This is a genomic window from Bradyrhizobium sp. Unk1, assembly GCF_059512345.1.
Genome location: NZ_JCAMOP010000077.1, coordinates 1 through 17,501 on the forward strand (window position 1 = coordinate 1; position 17,501 = coordinate 17,501).

The 17,501-nt window shown below is 60.4% G+C and carries 14 protein-coding genes and 4 pseudogenes; 9 read left to right on the forward strand and 9 right to left on the reverse strand.

The window, feature by feature from the left end:
* Both AC5ZFO_RS45135 and AC5ZFO_RS45140 read left to right on the forward strand, forming a co-directional pair.
* Positions 1-429, forward strand: a 429-nt coding sequence (locus AC5ZFO_RS45135; RefSeq protein ID WP_496123918.1) for a hypothetical protein, incomplete at its 5' end; no start/stop codon positions are given.
* A gap of 640 nt (positions 430-1,069) precedes the next feature.
* Positions 1,070-2,622: pseudogene (locus tag AC5ZFO_RS45140) on the forward strand (strawberry notch family protein); the annotation flags it as partial.
* Positions 2,623-2,736: 114 nt separating this feature from the next.
* Here the strand turns inward: AC5ZFO_RS45140 and AC5ZFO_RS45145 are convergent.
* Together AC5ZFO_RS45145 and AC5ZFO_RS45150 are read right to left on the reverse strand one after the other, a co-directional pair.
* A pseudogene (locus AC5ZFO_RS45145) lies at positions 2,737-2,928 on the reverse strand (recombinase family protein); the annotation flags it as partial.
* Complete coding sequence (locus tag AC5ZFO_RS45150; RefSeq protein WP_496123919.1) at positions 2,891-3,628, reverse strand: recombinase family protein; 738 nt, start codon at positions 3,626-3,628, stop codon at positions 2,891-2,893. The pseudogene AC5ZFO_RS45145 and the gene AC5ZFO_RS45150, both read right to left, overlap by 38 nt.
* 511 nt (positions 3,629-4,139) lie before the next feature.
* On the opposite strand from AC5ZFO_RS45150, the pseudogene AC5ZFO_RS45155 reads away from it, so the two are divergent.
* Positions 4,140-4,342, forward strand: a pseudogene (locus AC5ZFO_RS45155) (ATP-binding protein); the annotation flags it as partial.
* Positions 4,343-5,558: 1,216 nt separating this feature from the next.
* On the opposite strand, the gene AC5ZFO_RS45160 reads toward AC5ZFO_RS45155, so the two are convergent.
* From AC5ZFO_RS45160 to AC5ZFO_RS45190, 7 genes are all read right to left on the reverse strand, one after another.
* On the reverse strand, positions 5,559-6,107 hold the full coding sequence (locus tag AC5ZFO_RS45160) for a cysteine hydrolase family protein (protein ID WP_283023180.1): 549 nt from the start codon (positions 6,105-6,107) through the stop codon (positions 5,559-5,561).
* A 318-nt stretch (positions 6,108-6,425) separates the two neighbouring features.
* Positions 6,426-6,989 carry a DUF8788 domain-containing protein gene (locus tag AC5ZFO_RS45165; RefSeq protein ID WP_283023179.1) on the reverse strand — a complete coding sequence of 188 codons (564 nt, stop codon included), beginning with the start codon at positions 6,987-6,989 and terminating at the stop codon, positions 6,426-6,428.
* Positions 6,989-7,486 carry a DUF8788 domain-containing protein gene (locus AC5ZFO_RS45170; protein ID WP_283023178.1) on the reverse strand — a complete coding sequence of 166 codons (498 nt, stop codon included), beginning with the start codon at positions 7,484-7,486 and terminating at the stop codon, positions 6,989-6,991. Before AC5ZFO_RS45170 ends, AC5ZFO_RS45165 begins: the two co-directional genes overlap by 1 nt.
* Positions 7,483-8,283: a hypothetical protein gene (locus tag AC5ZFO_RS45175; protein ID WP_496123920.1), complete on the reverse strand. Its 801-nt coding sequence runs from the start codon at positions 8,281-8,283 to the stop codon at positions 7,483-7,485. Before AC5ZFO_RS45175 ends, AC5ZFO_RS45170 begins: the two co-directional genes overlap by 4 nt.
* A gap of 12 nt (positions 8,284-8,295) precedes the next feature.
* Positions 8,296-8,766, reverse strand: a complete 471-nt coding sequence (locus AC5ZFO_RS45180; RefSeq protein WP_496123921.1) for a DUF8788 domain-containing protein — start codon at positions 8,764-8,766, stop codon at positions 8,296-8,298.
* 40 nt (positions 8,767-8,806) lie between these two features.
* Positions 8,807-10,339 (reverse strand): phenylacetate--CoA ligase family protein, encoded by a 1,533-nt coding sequence (locus tag AC5ZFO_RS45185; protein ID WP_496123922.1) that lies wholly within the window; start codon positions 10,337-10,339, stop codon positions 8,807-8,809.
* A gap of 2 nt (positions 10,340-10,341) precedes the next feature.
* Positions 10,342-11,907 carry a pyridoxal phosphate-dependent decarboxylase family protein gene (locus AC5ZFO_RS45190; RefSeq protein ID WP_283023174.1) on the reverse strand — a complete coding sequence of 522 codons (1,566 nt, stop codon included), beginning with the start codon at positions 11,905-11,907 and terminating at the stop codon, positions 10,342-10,344.
* Positions 11,908-12,746: 839 nt separating this feature from the next.
* Here AC5ZFO_RS45190 and AC5ZFO_RS45195 point away from each other — a divergent pair.
* The 6 genes and pseudogenes from AC5ZFO_RS45195 to AC5ZFO_RS45220 all read left to right on the forward strand — a co-directional run.
* The gene (locus AC5ZFO_RS45195) at positions 12,747-13,256 is read left to right on the forward strand and encodes a hypothetical protein (protein WP_496123923.1); all 510 of its coding nucleotides are present in this window, start codon (positions 12,747-12,749) and stop codon (positions 13,254-13,256) included.
* A gap of 387 nt (positions 13,257-13,643) precedes the next feature.
* Positions 13,644-14,009 carry a hypothetical protein gene (locus AC5ZFO_RS45200; protein WP_496123924.1) on the forward strand — a complete coding sequence of 122 codons (366 nt, stop codon included), beginning with the start codon at positions 13,644-13,646 and terminating at the stop codon, positions 14,007-14,009.
* Between the two features lie 128 nt (positions 14,010-14,137).
* Positions 14,138-14,452, forward strand: a complete 315-nt coding sequence (locus tag AC5ZFO_RS45205) for a nucleotide-binding protein (RefSeq protein WP_496123925.1) — start codon at positions 14,138-14,140, stop codon at positions 14,450-14,452.
* A gap of 315 nt (positions 14,453-14,767) precedes the next feature.
* On the forward strand, positions 14,768-15,223 hold the full coding sequence (locus AC5ZFO_RS45210; protein WP_496123926.1) for a hypothetical protein: 456 nt from the start codon (positions 14,768-14,770) through the stop codon (positions 15,221-15,223).
* A complete protein-coding gene (locus tag AC5ZFO_RS45215; protein ID WP_496123927.1) occupies positions 15,220-15,603 on the forward strand; it encodes a hypothetical protein in 384 nt (127 codons plus the stop codon). The genes AC5ZFO_RS45210 and AC5ZFO_RS45215 overlap by 4 nt, the downstream gene beginning before the upstream one ends.
* Positions 15,604-16,178: 575 nt before the next feature.
* Positions 16,179-16,307, forward strand: a pseudogene (locus tag AC5ZFO_RS45220) (transposase); the annotation flags it as partial.
* Positions 16,308-17,501 lie beyond the last annotated feature (1,194 nt).

Here is a 17,501-nt window from a genome sequence, read left to right on the forward strand (position 1 = left end):
CGCCAGCTGATCAGCCCGGCCCATGCCGGCGAACGCGGTGACCCGCCGCCAGCTACACCACGCTTAGGGACACGATCGTTCGAAATGCCCAATGTCGTGGAGTTTCGTCGACCGAGTGTGCCGGTGCGGGTCACTCTTGAAGCAGCAGGAACGACCGGCATTGGTAAGTGTGGCACGCCGGTAGTGCCGTTCCAGATGGCATGTGATTCCGGTCGATGTGAAAATCCAAATCCACGCTTAAATCCGTTCAAGCGAGCGGCAAGCTCACGATTGATCACGCCATCGCCCACGCTCGAGCAGAACCACCGTCAGATACGAGCGGCCATACAAAAGATTGGCGACGCTTCAGCGAGGGCTAGGCTGGAAACTGGTCTCAATCTGATTGAGCGCACCCTCGAACTCGCAAAACTGAAATCGTCCCATTTATAGCTGACGTTCCCCACCGGCGTTGCTGCGCGCGGATATTCTAAGCAAGGCAAACTCCCGCTAGCAGAAAGCCATAGCAAGTGCTTGCAAATATCAAAATAGCCGGTCGGCTGATGGTCGGTTCCGGATTGCTCCTTCTGATGACCGCAGCACTTGGCGGTTACTCTATCCATGCCTCCCGGAGCGCGAGCGGATCGTTGGCAACAGTGGTCCGCCAAAAGAATCACGTGGTCGAAGACGAGCGCATCGAAAAACGTGTACGGGCCCCGAATACGGGCGCATCTATGACGACGAACTCGTCGCGGCCGTTCAGCGCAGCGCCGGCAACGGCACGGGCGACACCCGCTGGAAGGTGCCGGGCGTGCTGAACTGGTCAACCGGTGTCTACTACCGTGCGCTGGAGTTGCTGGTGAAGCAGAAGCGTCTGGCCAAGACCGCGCCGGTGCCTTGCGTTGTGCGCGATCCCGCGACCACCATTCTCGCCGAGGACGACTCGCTGGCCGAGAATATCCAGCGCGCGCCGCGGCACCCACTCGACCAGTTCCGGGCATACATGGCTTTGCGCGAGAAGGGGCAGTCCGAGGAGGAGATCGCCGCCGCGTTCTTCGTTTCGGTCAACGTGGTGAAACAGCGCCTGCGGCTGGCATCGGTCGCCGGCGCGGTCTTTGCCAAGCAGGGCACCTCGATCGAGACGCGCCTCACAATCATCGACAAGGCGCCGGCCGATGACCCGCACGCGTTCCCGGAGTCGCCGGGAATCGCGCCCGACGTCGCGACGCTGCTTCGTTGGATCGGCGAGCACGTTCCACCTCGCCTAAGCGTCGTATCAACCGACGCGCTTCCCATGTCGGCCTCGCCGGCGCCTCGTACCGTGCGGGGCTATCTCGCGCGGCCAAAGCGCAGTCGGCCAATGCGCCGGTTGCCGATCCCGAAGCCGTCGACCTCGTCTATGAGACGATCGATTGGGCCCCGCCCGAGTGCGTGCATCTCAGCGATGCCATCTACGAGGAATACCGGCTCCAATCGATCCGGATCCCCGGCGCCCCGGCGCACCCGACCAAGCTGGTGCAGTCGGCCGCGATGGCCTCGGTCGCGCCGCCGAAACCGAGCTATCGGCCGCGCCTGCCGGCCAATCTCATCAGCGACGGCCTCTTGTCCGACGCCCAACTCGAGACGGTCGTCTACGCCGGGGAGGCGCATGGTAACTATCTCACTGGTACGTGGACAGTGGACGAGACCTTCGACCTCGTCACCGCCGCCCGCGACGACGCACCGAACGCCGTCCGTTTCCGTCGAGGTTTCATGCTCGGCGATGGGATCGGCGCCGGCAAGGGGCGCCAGTCGGCCGGCATCATTCTCGACAACTGGCTACAGGGCCGACGCAAGGCGGTCTGGATCTCGAAGTCCGACAAGCTGCTCGAGGACGCCCAGCGCGACTGGTCGGCGCTCGGCATGGAGCGCCTGCTGGTCACGCCGCTGTCGCGCTTCCCTCAAGGGCGCGAGATCCGGCTGGCCGAAGGCGTCCTATTTTTAACCTACGCTACGCTGCGGTCCGACGATCGCGGCGAGAAGTTTCGCGCGTCCGGCAGATTGTTCAATGGTTGGGCTCCGACTTCGACGGCGTCATCATTTTCGACGAGAGCCATGCCATGCAGAATGCCGGTGGCGGTAAGGGCGAGCGGGGTGATGTCGCGCCCTCGCAACAGGGGCGTGCGGGCCTGCGCCTGCAGCATGCGCTGCCCAATGCCCGCGTCGTCTATGTCTCGGCAACCGGCGCCACGACGGTCCACAATCTCGCCTACGCCCAGCGCCTCGGCTCTGGGGCGGCGAGGATTTTCCGTTCGCCACCCGCGCCGAGTTCGTGGAGGTGATCGAGCAGGGCGGCGTCGCAGCGATGGAGGTGCTCTCCCGCGACCTTCGCTCGCTCGGCCTCTACACTGCGCTCGCTCGCTTTCCTACGACGGCGTCGAATACGAGCTCGTCGAGCACCAACTCACCGACGAGCAGCGGCGCATCTACGACGCCTACGCCAGCGCGTTCAGCGTCATCCATAATCACCTCGACGCGGCGATGCAGGCCGCCAATATCACCGGAGAGACCGGCACGCTCAATCGTCAGGCCAAGTCGGCCGCGCGCTCGGCCTTCGAGTCCGCTAAGCAGCGCTTCTTCGGCCATGCAGATCGCAATGCCTTGTAGCAGGGCTGCCCCCTTGCGCGGCACGCCAGAATGCCCTGCCTCATAGCGAAAGACGTTATCTGCCAGTCGCCCCTGGTTGGCCATAAACTCCTCCCAGCTGATATAGCCTGGGTGAGCGGCGTGGAGGCAAACCGCCCAATCCCCGATCGCCACCTTGACCGTTCCCGTCAGCGATCCCGGCCGACATCGGCTCGGATCCTTGTGCCGGCGGCCATAAACATACGCCCCAGCATAGGCCGGATTTTGGAGGATACTAAGGACGCGTGCACTATCTGGCGCACGTGATCTCGTGTGGAGATGGTCCAAGCAGCGGTCGAACTGGCAAGGACAATCCGTTCCTGTCCAAGTAACGCATCACACGGCGAGCGCTTTGCAGTTCCTGGAATTTGGCGAACACGAGATGAAGACGGGCCTGCACCTCCTCATCGGGATTGAGAATAATTGTGCCCGCTCGATCATAGGCGAGCCGCGTTGGCAGGGGCAGCCGCAGCTCGCCCCGCGCCGCCTTCTGGCGTTCCCCTTGGTGAAGGCGCATCCGTAGCTGATGCAGCTCCGCCGCGCTCATGATGCCGAACAAGCCCAACAGCAGGCGGTCATGGTAGGCGCGCGGATCGTAAAGCTGCTCGCCATCCGCAATGAGCACGCCGAACACCGAGCACAGTTCGAGGAGCTGATGCCAGTCCCGGTTGTTGCGGGCCAAGCGAGAAGCGTCGAGGCTCACCACAAGACCGGCGTTGCCAAGGCCGATCTCGGCAATGAGCTTTTGGAAGCCATAACGGTTCACGCCGCCAGCACCTGATTTGCCCAAATCCTCGTCAACGACCTGGACGCGCTCCGGCGGCCAACCCAGACCGATGGCGCGATCGACGAGCCGGTACTGCAACTCCGTGCTCTCCTGGTGCTGGCGCACTTGGTTCACGGAGGACTGCCGCACATAGAGATAGGCCAACTTGGCTCGGTGTGCGGTCGTGAGCCGCTCGTCAGCGACGTTCGAGCTGATCAGCACGACCCAGTTCCCTTCCGGGCGTGCCGGGAATCGCTTGCATTCGCCGCATCAGCGCGGCGATCGTTTGAGCAATTTGGGTTTGCGTCGCGGTCGACAGGTTCGGCCACAGGCGCGGAATGTCGGCCGTCGGACGGCGGGGTGGATCTGCCAACGTTGGCAGGTGTCGATACGCAACGCGACCTCGGAGCGGTCGGTGGATCATCGCGAATCACCTTCTCGTCGAGAAAGCTCAGACTCGCGCTCAAATGTTGCATCAATGGCATCAGCGTACGTGCACTGATGCGCGGCAGATCGGCGGCGCTCGGGCGGGAAGTGATCGGCGTCTCGGCAAGATCCGTCGACGCGATCCGAACCGCCCGTGGCCGGCCGTCCGGTAGTGCGACCACGATGTAGGCCGGACCGCGCCCCGACCGCTCCTTCAGCACCTCAAGCCGGTGTCCAAACAGAAAATGAAGCGGGTCAGTGATCGTGACGTGAGACACGACCCGCTCAAGAATAGGGGTACTCTGTCGTGCTCGGTGATCCCGTGGTCGCCACCGCCATCCTCGATCGGCTCCTCCCACACAGCCACGTGCTGACCATCCGCGGCGACAGCTATCGTCTCCGCGCCAAGAGCGGCCTCATCAAGCCGCCGCCCGACGGTGACGGCCTCCGGTCGGCTCCGCCTCCCTCCGGCCCGTCACCGTCGGAAACAACCTTCAACCGAGATCATAATCCAGATGGTGGGGGCAGTTCTTCATGACGCAAAGGGGGCAGTTCCGGATGGCGTTTGACATCCGGTTTGCGTGCTACATCGTGGACGCCACCGAGCGGGCCGCCGCCTCTTGCACTGGACCTTGTACGGTACTTCGGCCGAGCACATCAAGCGATCAAAGACTGACGGGACCGGCCATTGCGCTGGCGTTTCGTTCGTGGTTGACCGCTTCGTCTCCGATCTCGCCCGTACGACGGGCCTTGTGGGTTGTCTGTCCTCACGCGCAACCGCCATCCACATTGACGGCAGACATGGCCAAATGTGCGATGCGAGTGCTACGGTTTTGAACGACGGTGGAAGTGATGCTCATGTGCGATGCTCCCCGTGCGCAGCGTCGAGAATGATCTTAATCAGTTTAGAACGTAAGCGGATGTGCGTATGAGTTCTGTGGTTGCCCTCGCACATGGCCTCCGCGTTCGCGGATGGTTTCCCGGAGTGCGGCGAGCTTGTCGGGTCGGCAGACCGAAGAGCGGCTTGGAAAGCCGGTATGAACTTGAGCCTATCCATCGCAGCGCGCTCCTCAGGCGATTGTGAGTGCTGGCCCTTTGAAGACAACTTCTTTTTTCGAGGCGATCGCCCAATTAGGAGTGGTTGCGACACACCATTGCCTGCGTGTGCCTTGGTGGCGTTCTCCAAGGTCTTTTCACGGGTCACGACATAATTTCCACGCAGCTTGCCGCACGGAAGAGGCGCAGTAAGCTGAAGCGACCGCTCGTGCGAAGCTGCGCGACGCCGCGCAGTCCACTTGGCGCGGGCGAGATTCGTCTCACAGGAGCGGCGGGCGCGCTCGGGTTCGCGTTTGGGGTTGGTACGCAACACGATCTCCTTAAGTCGGCGAACGCGACCGCCGCGGCGGGAATATCGCTCGTCCGCCGTGTCAGGATCAGCATGACAGCTTCCATTGTCGCACCATCGAGCCTCTGGTATCGCTCTGGCGAAGTTGTCGCTGGAGCGAGGCAGCAAAATTCAGCGAGATGTCACACCTCCGTCAGGTCGCTCGATGCCGAATCCGTACGTTAATCGAACGTTGCAACCGAGATCCCAAGCCCTTCAAATGAGCTAAGTCCGCAGATCAGATTTGGCTTCTGTAAAACGCTTCTGCTCGGAGGTCAGCAGACTTTATGCGGCGAGCCTTAGGATTCACGTGACTAGTGTTAGCCGAGGCCGCAAACAGCATTAGGCTGCTAAATATTCACTGGTCGTCGTGACCGTGCCGTAGGCCAAGCCAAGGGCCGCCATAAAGGCCGCATGAACCTGCACGGCGGGCACTGTTATGCCACCAAATGGAAGATCGCAGGTGGCGCAAGCGTCGTGCAAGATCGTGGTCTTGTAGCCGTAATCGGCGGCGGCCCGGCTGGTCGCATCGATGCACATGTGGCTCATTGCTCCGACGATCACGACCTCCCTAACGCCCCCGGCATCGAGCCGCTGCTTCAGATCGGTGTCGCGAAAGGCGTTGGGATAGTGCTTGACGACCAGGGCCTCACGTTCTAGCGGCTGGACAATGGGATTGATCTCTATTCCTCTGGTGTTCGGAGCGAAGATAGAGGGATGACGTTCCTGCATTTCGTGCTGAACGTGGATAACCGCATCACCACGCGCGCGGGCGGCCTGAATCACCCTAGCCGCGTTGGCGGCCGCATGCACGATACCAACCAGGGGCAGCTTGCCATCTGGGAAGTATTCGTTTTGGATATCGACAACGATGATGGCGCGCTGGCTCATAAGAGTTCCCTTAGATTGTTGGACAAAGCAGTCGATCAGCAATGACCCGCGCAGGCGCGGGATAGGCGACGTGTAGGCCACCTGATATCGCTACCCATATTATCCCCTTCACTTTTCCGACTGAGTCGGCGGACTAACCTTGGACCCGCTCGGGGCCGAATCGGAAGGACCTGCAATCGCAGGCCCAAGCGCCGTTCCATCTTCCTCTGATCGGTGTTACCGATGGCTGCCGGGAAGCGCGCGACAGAGCTGCACGCGATTGCAACGCCCGCAATTGATTGGGTAGGTCTGTCCGCGTACAACTTCGCTGCAAGCTTCTTATCCATGCTGGCCCCCTGCATGGATGACGCTCAGAGGAATGACCTGCAAGGCTGGTCCGTCCAGGTTGAAATACGATTTGCGATTTCGATCGACTGTGTCGACCTCAAGTACGAGGCGATAGGGATAGAGCCCCGGCTCGATCTCCAGGTCGACAGAGCCCGCCCAGTAGTAGTAGGAGGGTGTCCACGGACTGCGGATCTTGTCCGGACCGCCATAGATCTTGAGATCAGCGCAAATTTTGCCGAGCTGTGGCGTCCCATCGGGCAGCACGAAAACGATGTTCACGATACGCGCGAATAGAGGCCAGCTCCCGTCCGGACGCTTTTCCATGTCAGTACAATAAACCAGCCAGTTCAGGACTTGGCCCTGGCGGCACACTGTCCGCAAGCTGTTCGTGCCTTTACCGGTACTCTCGCCGCCATTGTCCATTAGCCCAGTTTTCCCGCTGAGGCCGCCGGCCCGTAGGGTTCCTGCAACGTCGATGAGTGTGACGATGTTCAGCTGTGTGGAGGCCAAGCTGGGGCTGCTGGGGGGCCGCTGCGATGCCGGACTGATAATCATCATGAACTCCTGGTTCGGGTGCCCGGGGAAGCGTTGAGAGCGGCCTCGACGAGGCGCGATGAACTTCTGGTTCGGGTGGCACCCGGGGAAGCGTTGAGGGCGGCATCGATGAGGCGCGCGTCGGCACCGCTATCGAGCGTCCGCATCCGGCTGCCAAGCTCCAACGTCAGCCCATACGGTAGGTCGCCGACCGGCTGCTTCACCGTACCAACCCAATAGCTGACATCGGACTCGGGATAGGTTTCGCGTCGAACCTCGCAGATTTCCGCCGGCAGTTTGATCGCACGTATCGCGGCATGATTTTCGCATTCGATCGGCAACAACGTCCAGATGATCTCGTCTCCTGGTGTCACGGCGGTCGCGAGCCCGGCGGTCGCCTGGTTGCGCGAGCCGCCTAGACGGTTGTCATCGATCATGTAGAGAGAGCCAGCGAGCGTATCTGCCTCCAATGCGGCGACGACATCCACCACCAGGAGAATGTTGATCGTTTTTGTCATATCGCGTCTCCCTCAACGCATGTAGGTCCGGAGGGCGGTATGGGCAGCAGGCCGGGCACGAAGCCGCTAGTGAAGCCGTTGACGCTCGGTACGTTACTAACCTGAATACCGCACGACAGGGTGAACAGCAGCGGCTCCCAGAGCATCTTGCTGTTCTCCTGAACGGGGCGATAGAGCGCCACCTCCATCGTATAGTCGTGGCGACCGACCTTGGCCGTATCGACGGTGGCGCTCCAGTACCAGCCATCCGTCAACGGATCGGGCGAACCGTAGAGGGCCGGATACAGAACACCATCCTCCACCGCAGCCCCGCGGATCCTCACGACAACTGGAGGCACGCTGGCCGCCGTAGTGGCATCATCAGGCTTCAGCACCTTGCCGGCCGCGTTCAGCACTGGTGCGTCATAGGTGCGAACTGCACCGCGGTCGCGAACCTGCAGGGGCTTCGGAGGGTCAGTCAGCATTTTGGAGATGTGCTCCTGAATCTTGGAGATGTGCTCCTGAGTACGGACGGAGGGGCTCAGCAGTCGTCGTGCGGTGTTGGCAATGTTAAAGCGGTGGGGATAGCTGCGTGGCAGCGTCGGTGGCAGCTGGGCGACACCGACAGTGATCCAGTTCAGGACAGCCTCCATGGCCTGCGAACCATTGGCATCATAAACGCCGGGAACATTTGTCACGCGAGCATGGGGCAACTGTGCGAATGGGCCCGTATTATCGATGACATAGGCGTTTCCATCGAGACTGCCCTCCGCCAGGGCCGTCTCGATATCGATGACGGTGACAATCGAGATCTGCATTTTATAGTCCTCCTATTGGCGCGGATTGTGCGGTCGCTCGACAGGCGGCGGCGAGGGGTGAGCCCGAAAGGCCCCTCCTAGCGGGGGAGGCAAGAGCACAAGAGAGGGGCCGGCGATGCTGATCGTGCGCCCACTCAGGCCACCCGTGACGAGCGTCATTCGGTAAGAATGGCGCGAGCCCGGAGCGCTCCAAGGAGGTACGTATCCCTGCCATTGCAGTGCCCAAGGGAGCAGGTAGCCTGTCGCCGGTGGCGCAGTGCCATCAAACGACACGCCGGTCAGCCAAGCCATGGTCTGGACGTCAAGCGGCGTTAGACTCCAGCGGACCAGTTGTCCTGGCCAGACCGAGCTGACCAGCTTGGCGGTGCCAAGGCTTTCTCCGTCAGAGACACCATCGTCAAACATGAAGACGTTGCCCTCGACCGCATTGCCGAGCAGCAGGGCGATAACGTCGACGAAAACCCGGATATTGAGCGGCGTCATTATCTCTCTCCTGCGCGGCGGCGGTCCTAGTTTGCGAGTATCAAATGCGGTCTACAACGAGGGGCACCTTGCCAAATGCCGTGCGCACCAAATCCGCGTTCCTTGGATCTACAAGCCGGATGGCAAAGCTGTAGCCCGAACTCCGCAGGCTCGCCTCGTTCGCCTCCAGCGCGTTGAAGACGGACAGCGATCGGAGCAAGCCGGCGATGATCAAGGGCGAGGAGCCTTCCGGTCCCAGTCGCATGGCGACCTGCGTCGGAAGGGATGCGGCTTCCGGAGTGCCGATTACTAAGTGCAGCTGCCGCTTCGCGCGATCGATCTGGAACTGCGTGTCGGTAGCGACGCTATCGATGTCCAGAACCTGCCGCTGGCGGAATTCGGCGGTGATCGCCGCCAAGGCCTGCGGCGCCGAATACTGCGTGTCGCCAATATGCATGAAATCGCCGCTGCGGCCGACATACTCAAATTGCGCGGCATTCAGGCCGGGCGACTGCAAGTCAGGGCGGCGGATGACGCGATCGCCTATTTTGTAGCGCAGCACGGGGGTCGCATTACCGAACAGGCGCGTGACTACCAGTTCGCCTTCCTCGTCTATTGCCGTCCATTGCCCGTCCGGCCTGACCACTTCCACCAAGTGGAGACCAGGTACCGCAGTCAGGATCGGGCTTTCCGGATCTAGCTGCACGCCGATGGTTTCCGCCTGGGTGGCGGCGAAGTAACTGAGTACGATCAGGCTTGGATAGGCCTGCCTGAGATCCGCCCGCACCTTGGGAGTGAGCACTCCACTGCCATAAAGAGCGATCCGGAAGCTGTCCCGCGCCTCGCCAGATAGCCCGTCGGCAAAACTCGCCATTAGCGCAATGCTTTGTGTAATCCCCATTATCGCCTTCGGCCCCGGATAGGACATCATCCGCTGGAAGACTTCCCGGCTCATCGGGCCGGCACCGATGTAGTTGACACTTGGGATTTTCTGGAGCACGCCACCTACCATGGTGCCGCTGCTCCACATCTGATAGTCGGCTAATGTTGTGGCCACCCATTTAGCGCCGCTGCCGGTAAGGTGACGCGCCATAATGTGTCGGCCCATGAAATCCCCCGCCCAGCGGTAGGTCTCCTGCAATTCGTCGAGCGAATAGACGGTTTCCGAGGGCTTGCCGGAGCTGGTACCGCCGCTGGCCACGATTTCGAAGCCGCAGCGGTCGATGGGCACGACCATGCCTGGTCGCGTTTCCGTGAACATTTGCTGAAAGGCTTCCTTGTCGGTAAGCGGCAGCGCCTTGAACTGCTCGTAATTGTCCACCGGACCGGTCCCGACGGCACTATCGATGCGCCGACGCCACAGCGGATTGATGCGGGCGATGGAGACGAGTTGCGATAGCCTACGCTCGACGATGGCGGCCTGGATGTCATGAGACAATTCGTCTATCCGGCAGCCGATGACAGTCTGCGCGTGCAGGAGCGAGGCTAAAAAAGAAGGTAAAGCCAGCACGTCATCCACGGTGCACGGATGCAAGATCGTTTCCGGCAGTACGTGGTGAGCGCAGTCACGGGGTGAAAGGGCGAAGTGGCGCATAGTTATTCCTGTGGCTCAAACCGGAAAGGCCGGTTCTGCTCGCCGTGTGTAGCGTTGTTTGCAAGAATCTCGCGCGCATGGCGTCGGATCTCTGCCGCCATGCCTGCGATGTCGGACAGGCCGATCCGATGATTCATGAGGACCATGCGGAGCATTGTCTGTCCATCCATATCAACCTTGGACAAGAGGTAACGCCCAGCCGCCCGCACGCGGTTGCGCAACTCCAGTTGCAGGCTCGATAGCCGATTGCCGCACACGCCAAGCGGCTGATGGACGAAGCAGAGAATATTGGATTCTGGCCGATACGGGACGATGAAGTCCGGCTGATCGGCCAAGTATTGGTGGGCCGCCTCAGTCATCGTTACCAGGCGCTCCAACTTATCCGCGAAGGCGCGGGGACCATACAGAGACCAAGCCAGCCAAAGGTTCAGGATCGCGGGGCGCTTCGTACATTCGAAGTTCTTCACGCCGCTCTGCACGGCCGTCATTTCATCTTCGAACGGGTCAAATACGTAGCTGTCCTTCTGTGGAAACGCGGTCTCCGCCAAACCCTTCTCGCGGTAGAACAGCAATGTGCAAAGGGCCGGGACGAACAGAGCTTTATGGGCGTCCAGGCAAAAAGAATCCGCAAGCTCCAGACCAGCAAGGCGAGGCCGCAGCCGGTCGGAAACCAGAAAAGCGCCGTTGTGAGCCGCATCGACATGCAGCCAAGCGCCGCGCCGCTTCGCCAACGCCGCAAGTTCAGGCAACGGATCATTGGCACCGATCGCGGTCGTTCCTGCCGAGGCGATCAGGCAGAAAATATCCAGCCCCTGGGCCGCCGCCTCGTCCAAAGTCGCTGCCGCTCGTTCCGGGCAGATCTGCCGACGGTCGTTCAGAGGCAGGCGTATCACTTGATTTTGGCCGATACCAATGATGCCGGCAATGCGGGAGACGGAGAAATGGGCGTCCTGGCCAATGGCAATGGCAGGCCGGGTCGAGCGGCCGGCCGCAAGCCCGCCGTTCCAGCTTCCCGAAAGGTAACGGTTGCGAGCGACGAGTGCAGCGGTCATGTTCGCAAGCGAGGCCCCGGACGTCGTCACCATTTCGAAACTACCCGGTGCCCACCCAATGAAACGGCCGAACACCTCTTCGATAAGCCGGTCGGCAACGTTGGCGAGCTGCCCCGCCTCGTAATAGGAGGCTGGCTGTGGCGCCATAGCGGCAATCATTTCGAAGACAGCGGTGACCGGCATCACCGAACTGAACTGCCGCCCCATATATCCGCGGGAGTTCACCCTGATGCCGGTTTCCAGGTAAAGTTCGACGATATCGGCGAAGCGGCGTACATCAAAGCGCCCCAAATCAGCCGCCGTCATGAGGTTGCGGGCGCTGGCCATCAGATCTGCTGGTCTTTGCAGACGCAAGCCTTCGACGTCGTCACGCGACAGCATATCAGCGAGCCGTTCGACGGCCCAATGAGCGGCTGCGGTGAAATCTCGAACGTCAAATGATGATTCTGTTTCAGAGGTGAATGTCTGGAACCGACACGACGAGCCTCCATCAAACGCATGCAGTTTGTCCATCATCGTCGCACTCTCAACGCAATTGTTTAGTGCCGCCGGATGCACGCTCCATGGGGGCATGCGTTCGTGGATGCCTATTGTCGTGTTGTTTGAACGACGGAGAGGTAGGACTGGCAGCCATTCGGAAGCTTCGGTCATGAGAAAGTGTGGGCACCGGGTCGTTGCACACAGTTCGGTAAACGCCATGCAAGAGCAGTAGCCACCCATCTATGTTAGGGCGCCGCTATCATGAGCCTCTATGGGGCGCAGCTCTAGCTATCGGAATTGGTGGGCGAGAGCATGCGTGTCCGATGGCTCTGAAATTTGTACGACCATCCCTAGCCGACGCCGGCTCGGCCGCATGCCGGATCGTAAACCTGAGACTGCCCAAGCTTGACTATCTGCAATTCCTCGATCGCGATTGTCGCCCGTGATCGTGGTGGCGGAAATGGCGAAGCCACGGCAAAAGCGCAGCCGTGCGCGGTGCAGGTTGCTGATCGTTGGCATCTGATGGAGACCGTCAGTGCCGGACGCTTAGCAGCGATCGGATGTACGTGTGGTCTGATCGCGGATGCTCATGTCGACGAATCGCTCAAGAAGCTTCGGCGAACCAGGTCGCCCGAAGAAGCAAAAGCAATCGTAGAGCCCAATGGGGACCAACTCCACAGAGATGTAGGTCGTGAAGCGGTCCGCCGTAAAGTTCTTGAATATCAGAAACACAGAGCAACTTTAAACGGCGGCATCCGGAACGACAACCTACCTAATTGTACTTTCTACGGAGTCATCAAGACCAGACCGATTGGCACGCCAATTGCTCGAGTACACCTGAGGAAGAACGCCACATTTCGGTGGAGAGGATGTCAATGTCAAACCCTAATTGGTTCTCCTGGTTCAGTTTTCCATTTTTTGCGCCACTCAGCGGCTCGGTGACGCAGGACATTGCACCGAGCATTCACGCGATATACGATAAAGCGCTAAGCGAAGAGTTCGGCTTAGCCGAAACTTTATTCAGTGCCGATAGAGAGCTCAAGGAGAAGCTCTTGACGCTGGTGACGCTGGTGAGGGAGCTCGAAAACGCTTTCAAAGATGAGGACAAGGCCAAACTCAACACGCTCGTGACGGACCTCAAGGAGGACCTCAAGCTGGACCTCAACGAAGAACCTAAACCCGCCATGCGCACGGCATCCAAGCCAGCAGCAACCGCAATGGGGCGGCTCGCAGAGGTGATTAAAGGGGTCAAACGGCGTCGCAGCAACACCGCCGAGGCGGAGCGTGCGCTAGACCGCCTGAAGGAGTTTAGCCCCAAGAATTACGAGGACTTAATTTGTAAGCGCGCGGACCAGCGCGCTGATAGAGAGTCGAGCGGCGGGTGAGTCCAACAAGGCAAACGATGAACCTTCCGCCCGCGGTTTAAACATATGATGTTTCCTCGAGACAATGGACCGAGTTAGCTGCACCTCGATCGGGGTTGCATAGCCGATGATCGACGGGTTCGATTCTACAGCAAAGCTCCAGAACTCCCACAGGACCGTTCGGGGCGAGGTACCGCTTTTCATCTATTGAGCGAACCGTCGTCCGAACGCCCTTTTCACCAGGGTCGTGGAACGCATTCCTAGGTTGACACAGCGCGATGGGGGACAGCCTCTCTTCCAGGGCATGCCCGCCAACGCCACCGAGATGGTGTCGTCCTGAATCAGCTGATCCGCTCCGAAAAAGCGAGGACGCTCAACCTCATCAATGACACTGGACCAAGCGGCATCATGGTCGACCTCCAGCAGAGCCCGATCTGCTACTCGATTCGCTCTGACCCCAAGTTCGGCAACTTCATCGAGGTAAACAGTCTGCTCGATCCGTCGAAGCTGAGGGCATTCGATCCGAACAAACCGTTTCCCGTACGCAGTTTGACGTTGGTGGCGGCTTGGAAGGTCGTCGCCGCCCGGGGAGGATGTTTCGACCTTCTACACGCGGGAAGCGGAGATCGTGCATTGCTGATCACGAAGAACGGGAAGATTACCATATCCGACGGGAAGAAAAACGCGAAGGCAGCGCTTGTCGGCTTCCACATCGCCGGCGTGGCCGAGAACCATCCAGAGATGATTTGGGATACCTTAGTGGCTGGGCCTTGATTTGGTTGTGGGCTCCACGCTCGGTGTTGATGCGATTCACGATGGGGAGTGGTAAGTTACCGATTGGTAGGCCCAATTTTGTCGACGACTCGTGTTTTCATGTCGTTGTTGTCCGGGACGCGCAGGCGATGTATGTCCTTGCTCTGCTCACCCAAAAAGGCGGTAGCGGCAAGAGCACGCTGGCGGTCGGAATTGCAGTCGCAGCGATGCGGAACGGGGAGCGCATCGCAATTGTCGACGCGGATCCACAAGGGACGATCTCAAAATGGATAGAACGGCGCGGCCATCCCTATCCGCGGGTCGTTCGGGTTGCCGATCCCGCCGGAATAGAAGGGGCGCTCGTCAGCCTTGAAGCTGAGGGGATCTGGCTCACGGTCATCGATACCGCCGCCACGAACAATGCACTGCTATGCGTGCCATCGCGAGTGCCGATCTTTGCCTGATCCCGGTACGTCCGAGTCCGTCGGACATCGAAGCTGCGATACCGACGCTGATGGCTATTCGTAGACTCAACCGCCGATTTGCTTTCGTGCTCAATCAGACGCCACCGCGGGGTTGCCGCTTGAGTGAAGCTGCAACGTCGCTCAATTCGCTCGGGGTGCCTGCGCTTCCCTATGTCCGACAGCGCAATGACCACCAGGACGCGCTTGGGACAGGATTAGGCGTGACCGAGTTTTCCCAAGAGGGAAGAGCTTCGGAGGAAGTTCGTGAGCTGTGGCGCTGGGTCTTGAAAAAGCTCGTCGAGGGGGCGTCAGATCATGAGCCACACGCAAGAAACGAAAAAACGGCGTGCTAGGCAGACGCGCTGCGCGCGACGCTCGCTCGTGGAGCTTACCGCGGCGGCGAGCCGAGCCGTTGACGATGGCCTGTTTGTGTTGTCCGGCGGGATCGCTGCGTCCAATCCGCGATCGGAGCGCGCAGGCGCGAATACGTCTGATCAAACAATCCTTGAAAGGCAAGCGACGGCTCCGAGTCCGTTTGCGGCGCTTGAATCTCGGAATGCGGCGGCACCGCGCAAGTACGAACTCCTGGATTCCGACACTGCCACCGAGATGATGGTGGAGATTGCCAAGGACTATAAGAACATAGCTTTTGAAAACCTCAAAGCCGGACTGGATGTTGCGCTGGACCGTGCAAAGGACGTCATAGAGACGCGGATGGAAGGCGAAGCGGCGTCAAAAGCCGGTCCCATTCTTGAAAGCGCGATTCTTTGACCGTCCTTAAAAAAGCCGCAACGGAGTGCCGCGCGGATGCGGTCGAATCGATTGCGCAGAAGGAACCAGCGGACAGCGCAGGGCAGCCGCAACCGCGATACATGCGGCGACTCACTGACGAGGCTGTCAGATTGCTGGACGATCTTCGGAGCGGCAAGCTGGAGAATGAGGCGAACTTCATCCTGAGCGAATGCTTCAGAGAAGCCGCCAGCGCCTTCTCTATGATCAATCAGCAGCTCAAGCGCGACGGCTATGCGGCGAGCATTGATCCATCGATCTTCATCTGGCTCGCCAATATCAAAATGCCCGCGCTGCTTAGCTTTACATTTCTGGATCTGAAATGCGGGTCAGCATCTTTACGTGCGGGCCCGCCCGTCTGAAGATCGGCTCCGAAAAGGATAGGCATTCTTGGCGAAACTCGCACTCACGGTGAACTTCGTGACCGCCCCCCGATATGCGGCCTGTCGTCCGCAGCCCTGCCCCTCGACAAGGTGCCAGATGAATCGAGCGACCTGGCGCGTGTACGTGCTCGGGACCTCGGTGGTTGGGTACGATCTCAAGCCGCATAGTCCCGGTGTCGCGCGTCTCCGGTTCGTTGGCGGCCGATTTGACTGAGGCGGGGGCCGGCGAGGACCGCCCGATTACTTCGTCCGAGCTTTAGAGGCCGCAGACGTCGGGGTCGCTCCTGCATGGCCCATCATTGCGCTGATAAGGGCCAGAGCGAACCCGGCTGATCTGCCTGTGCAGACGCCGACCAAGTACGAGCTGGCGGTCAATTGTGAAACGGCGCAGGGGTCCGACGTCGATCGGCGCCGTGTTGAGGTCGGGACAAGGAGTTCCTGAAGCCGCTGATCCAGGGTGCGGTGCAGGAAATTCTCGAAGCCGAGATGACGGCGACGCTGGGTGCGGAGAGGGGGGTGTTGATCGCGCTGATCGCCGAGGCCGAGAAGGCAGCGTCAGAGACGATGGCATCATCGCGAGTCAAGCGGTGCTGATCGCGATCGGGGTTGACCGGGAGGGCGGGCGTCAGGTGCTCGCGGTCGAACTCGCCAACCGGGAGAGCCGATTGAGCTGGAAGGAGTATTGTATTTCGCATGTTTCGCGATGCCGAGTCGCGCTCGCGCTGCTTCCGGTCCGCGCGGGCGCAGCGGCTCTTCCAGCCGAGCCGATCACAAATGGAGCCAGTGCCGTGATGGTGAAGGAACAGGATGTTAGCATTGGACGTACTACCGAGATCGAAATCGACAAGACGGCTGCCATCATAGTTGAGCAGATGGATGATGAAATCGTATCGCCATCGTGAGCGTTGTCGGAGTTCAGTTTCAAGCGACGGCGGGGCAGGCTCGTGAGTTATCTCGTTCCGTAGCTGTGGCCGCGGAGGTTGCGGAAAAATTCCGCGCGTCGGCCAAGACGTAGCGGCCGGCGTCCTTCAGCGTAGCCCGATAGTGATCGTCGTCCCCGATTACCATTTTTCGCCCAGCGCCAGGATTCTGTGGATTGTCGCCTATTTGGGCAACGTACGTCTTGCCTCCGACCCAGTGTCCGCCCTCTGCGGATGATCGCGCTGGTGCGGCCGTCCAGCACTGTGAAGATGCGGCGAATCGCCAATCCTGAACTCGATCGCCTCATCATCGAGAACATCGCAAGTGCAGACTCTCGAAGCAAGCAATTCCCGACGAAGTATCGCGAATTCGGCGATAGCGTGGCCTTTGTCGCTGGACGAGCAGCTTTTCGGTGACGGGAACGCCACCGTTGGCGGTGCCGTGTCCCGGGGCTTTAGGACGACTGAACTGGAGGTGCCAACCGAGGCGACCAAATAGAAGCACGGTCGGGCAGCACCCAATGGGGCTTCACAGTCCGCGGGGATGGGCCGCGAGCGGTTATCGGGCAGCCGGCTTCTCGGGTGCTGTCCTAATTAGGACACCCGCAGAGGTGCCCGATAACGCCAAGGTCGCGGTCAGCGGTATGCCGAGGGCAATAGCTGGTCGATGTCACGATTTGGAATGTCCGTTGACGATCTCATCAGAACATCGGTGAGATAGGCAAGTGGTGGGGGAACGCCATGCTACTTCGGCTCATTCTCACCACAGCCCTTCCACTCTTGTCTTCGCCTGGCTCTGCCGCACCGCACGATTCAGCGGCGATCGGTATGTCAACCCAGTTCGCACGCAGCTTTCGATCTGCCCGCCTTTGTCGGTCCGAGGTCGTGCCCCCAGAGGTGGTGTAGCTCGGTAGAGCAAAGCCGCCCGGACGCGCGCCTCAGATAGCGCCGTAGCGG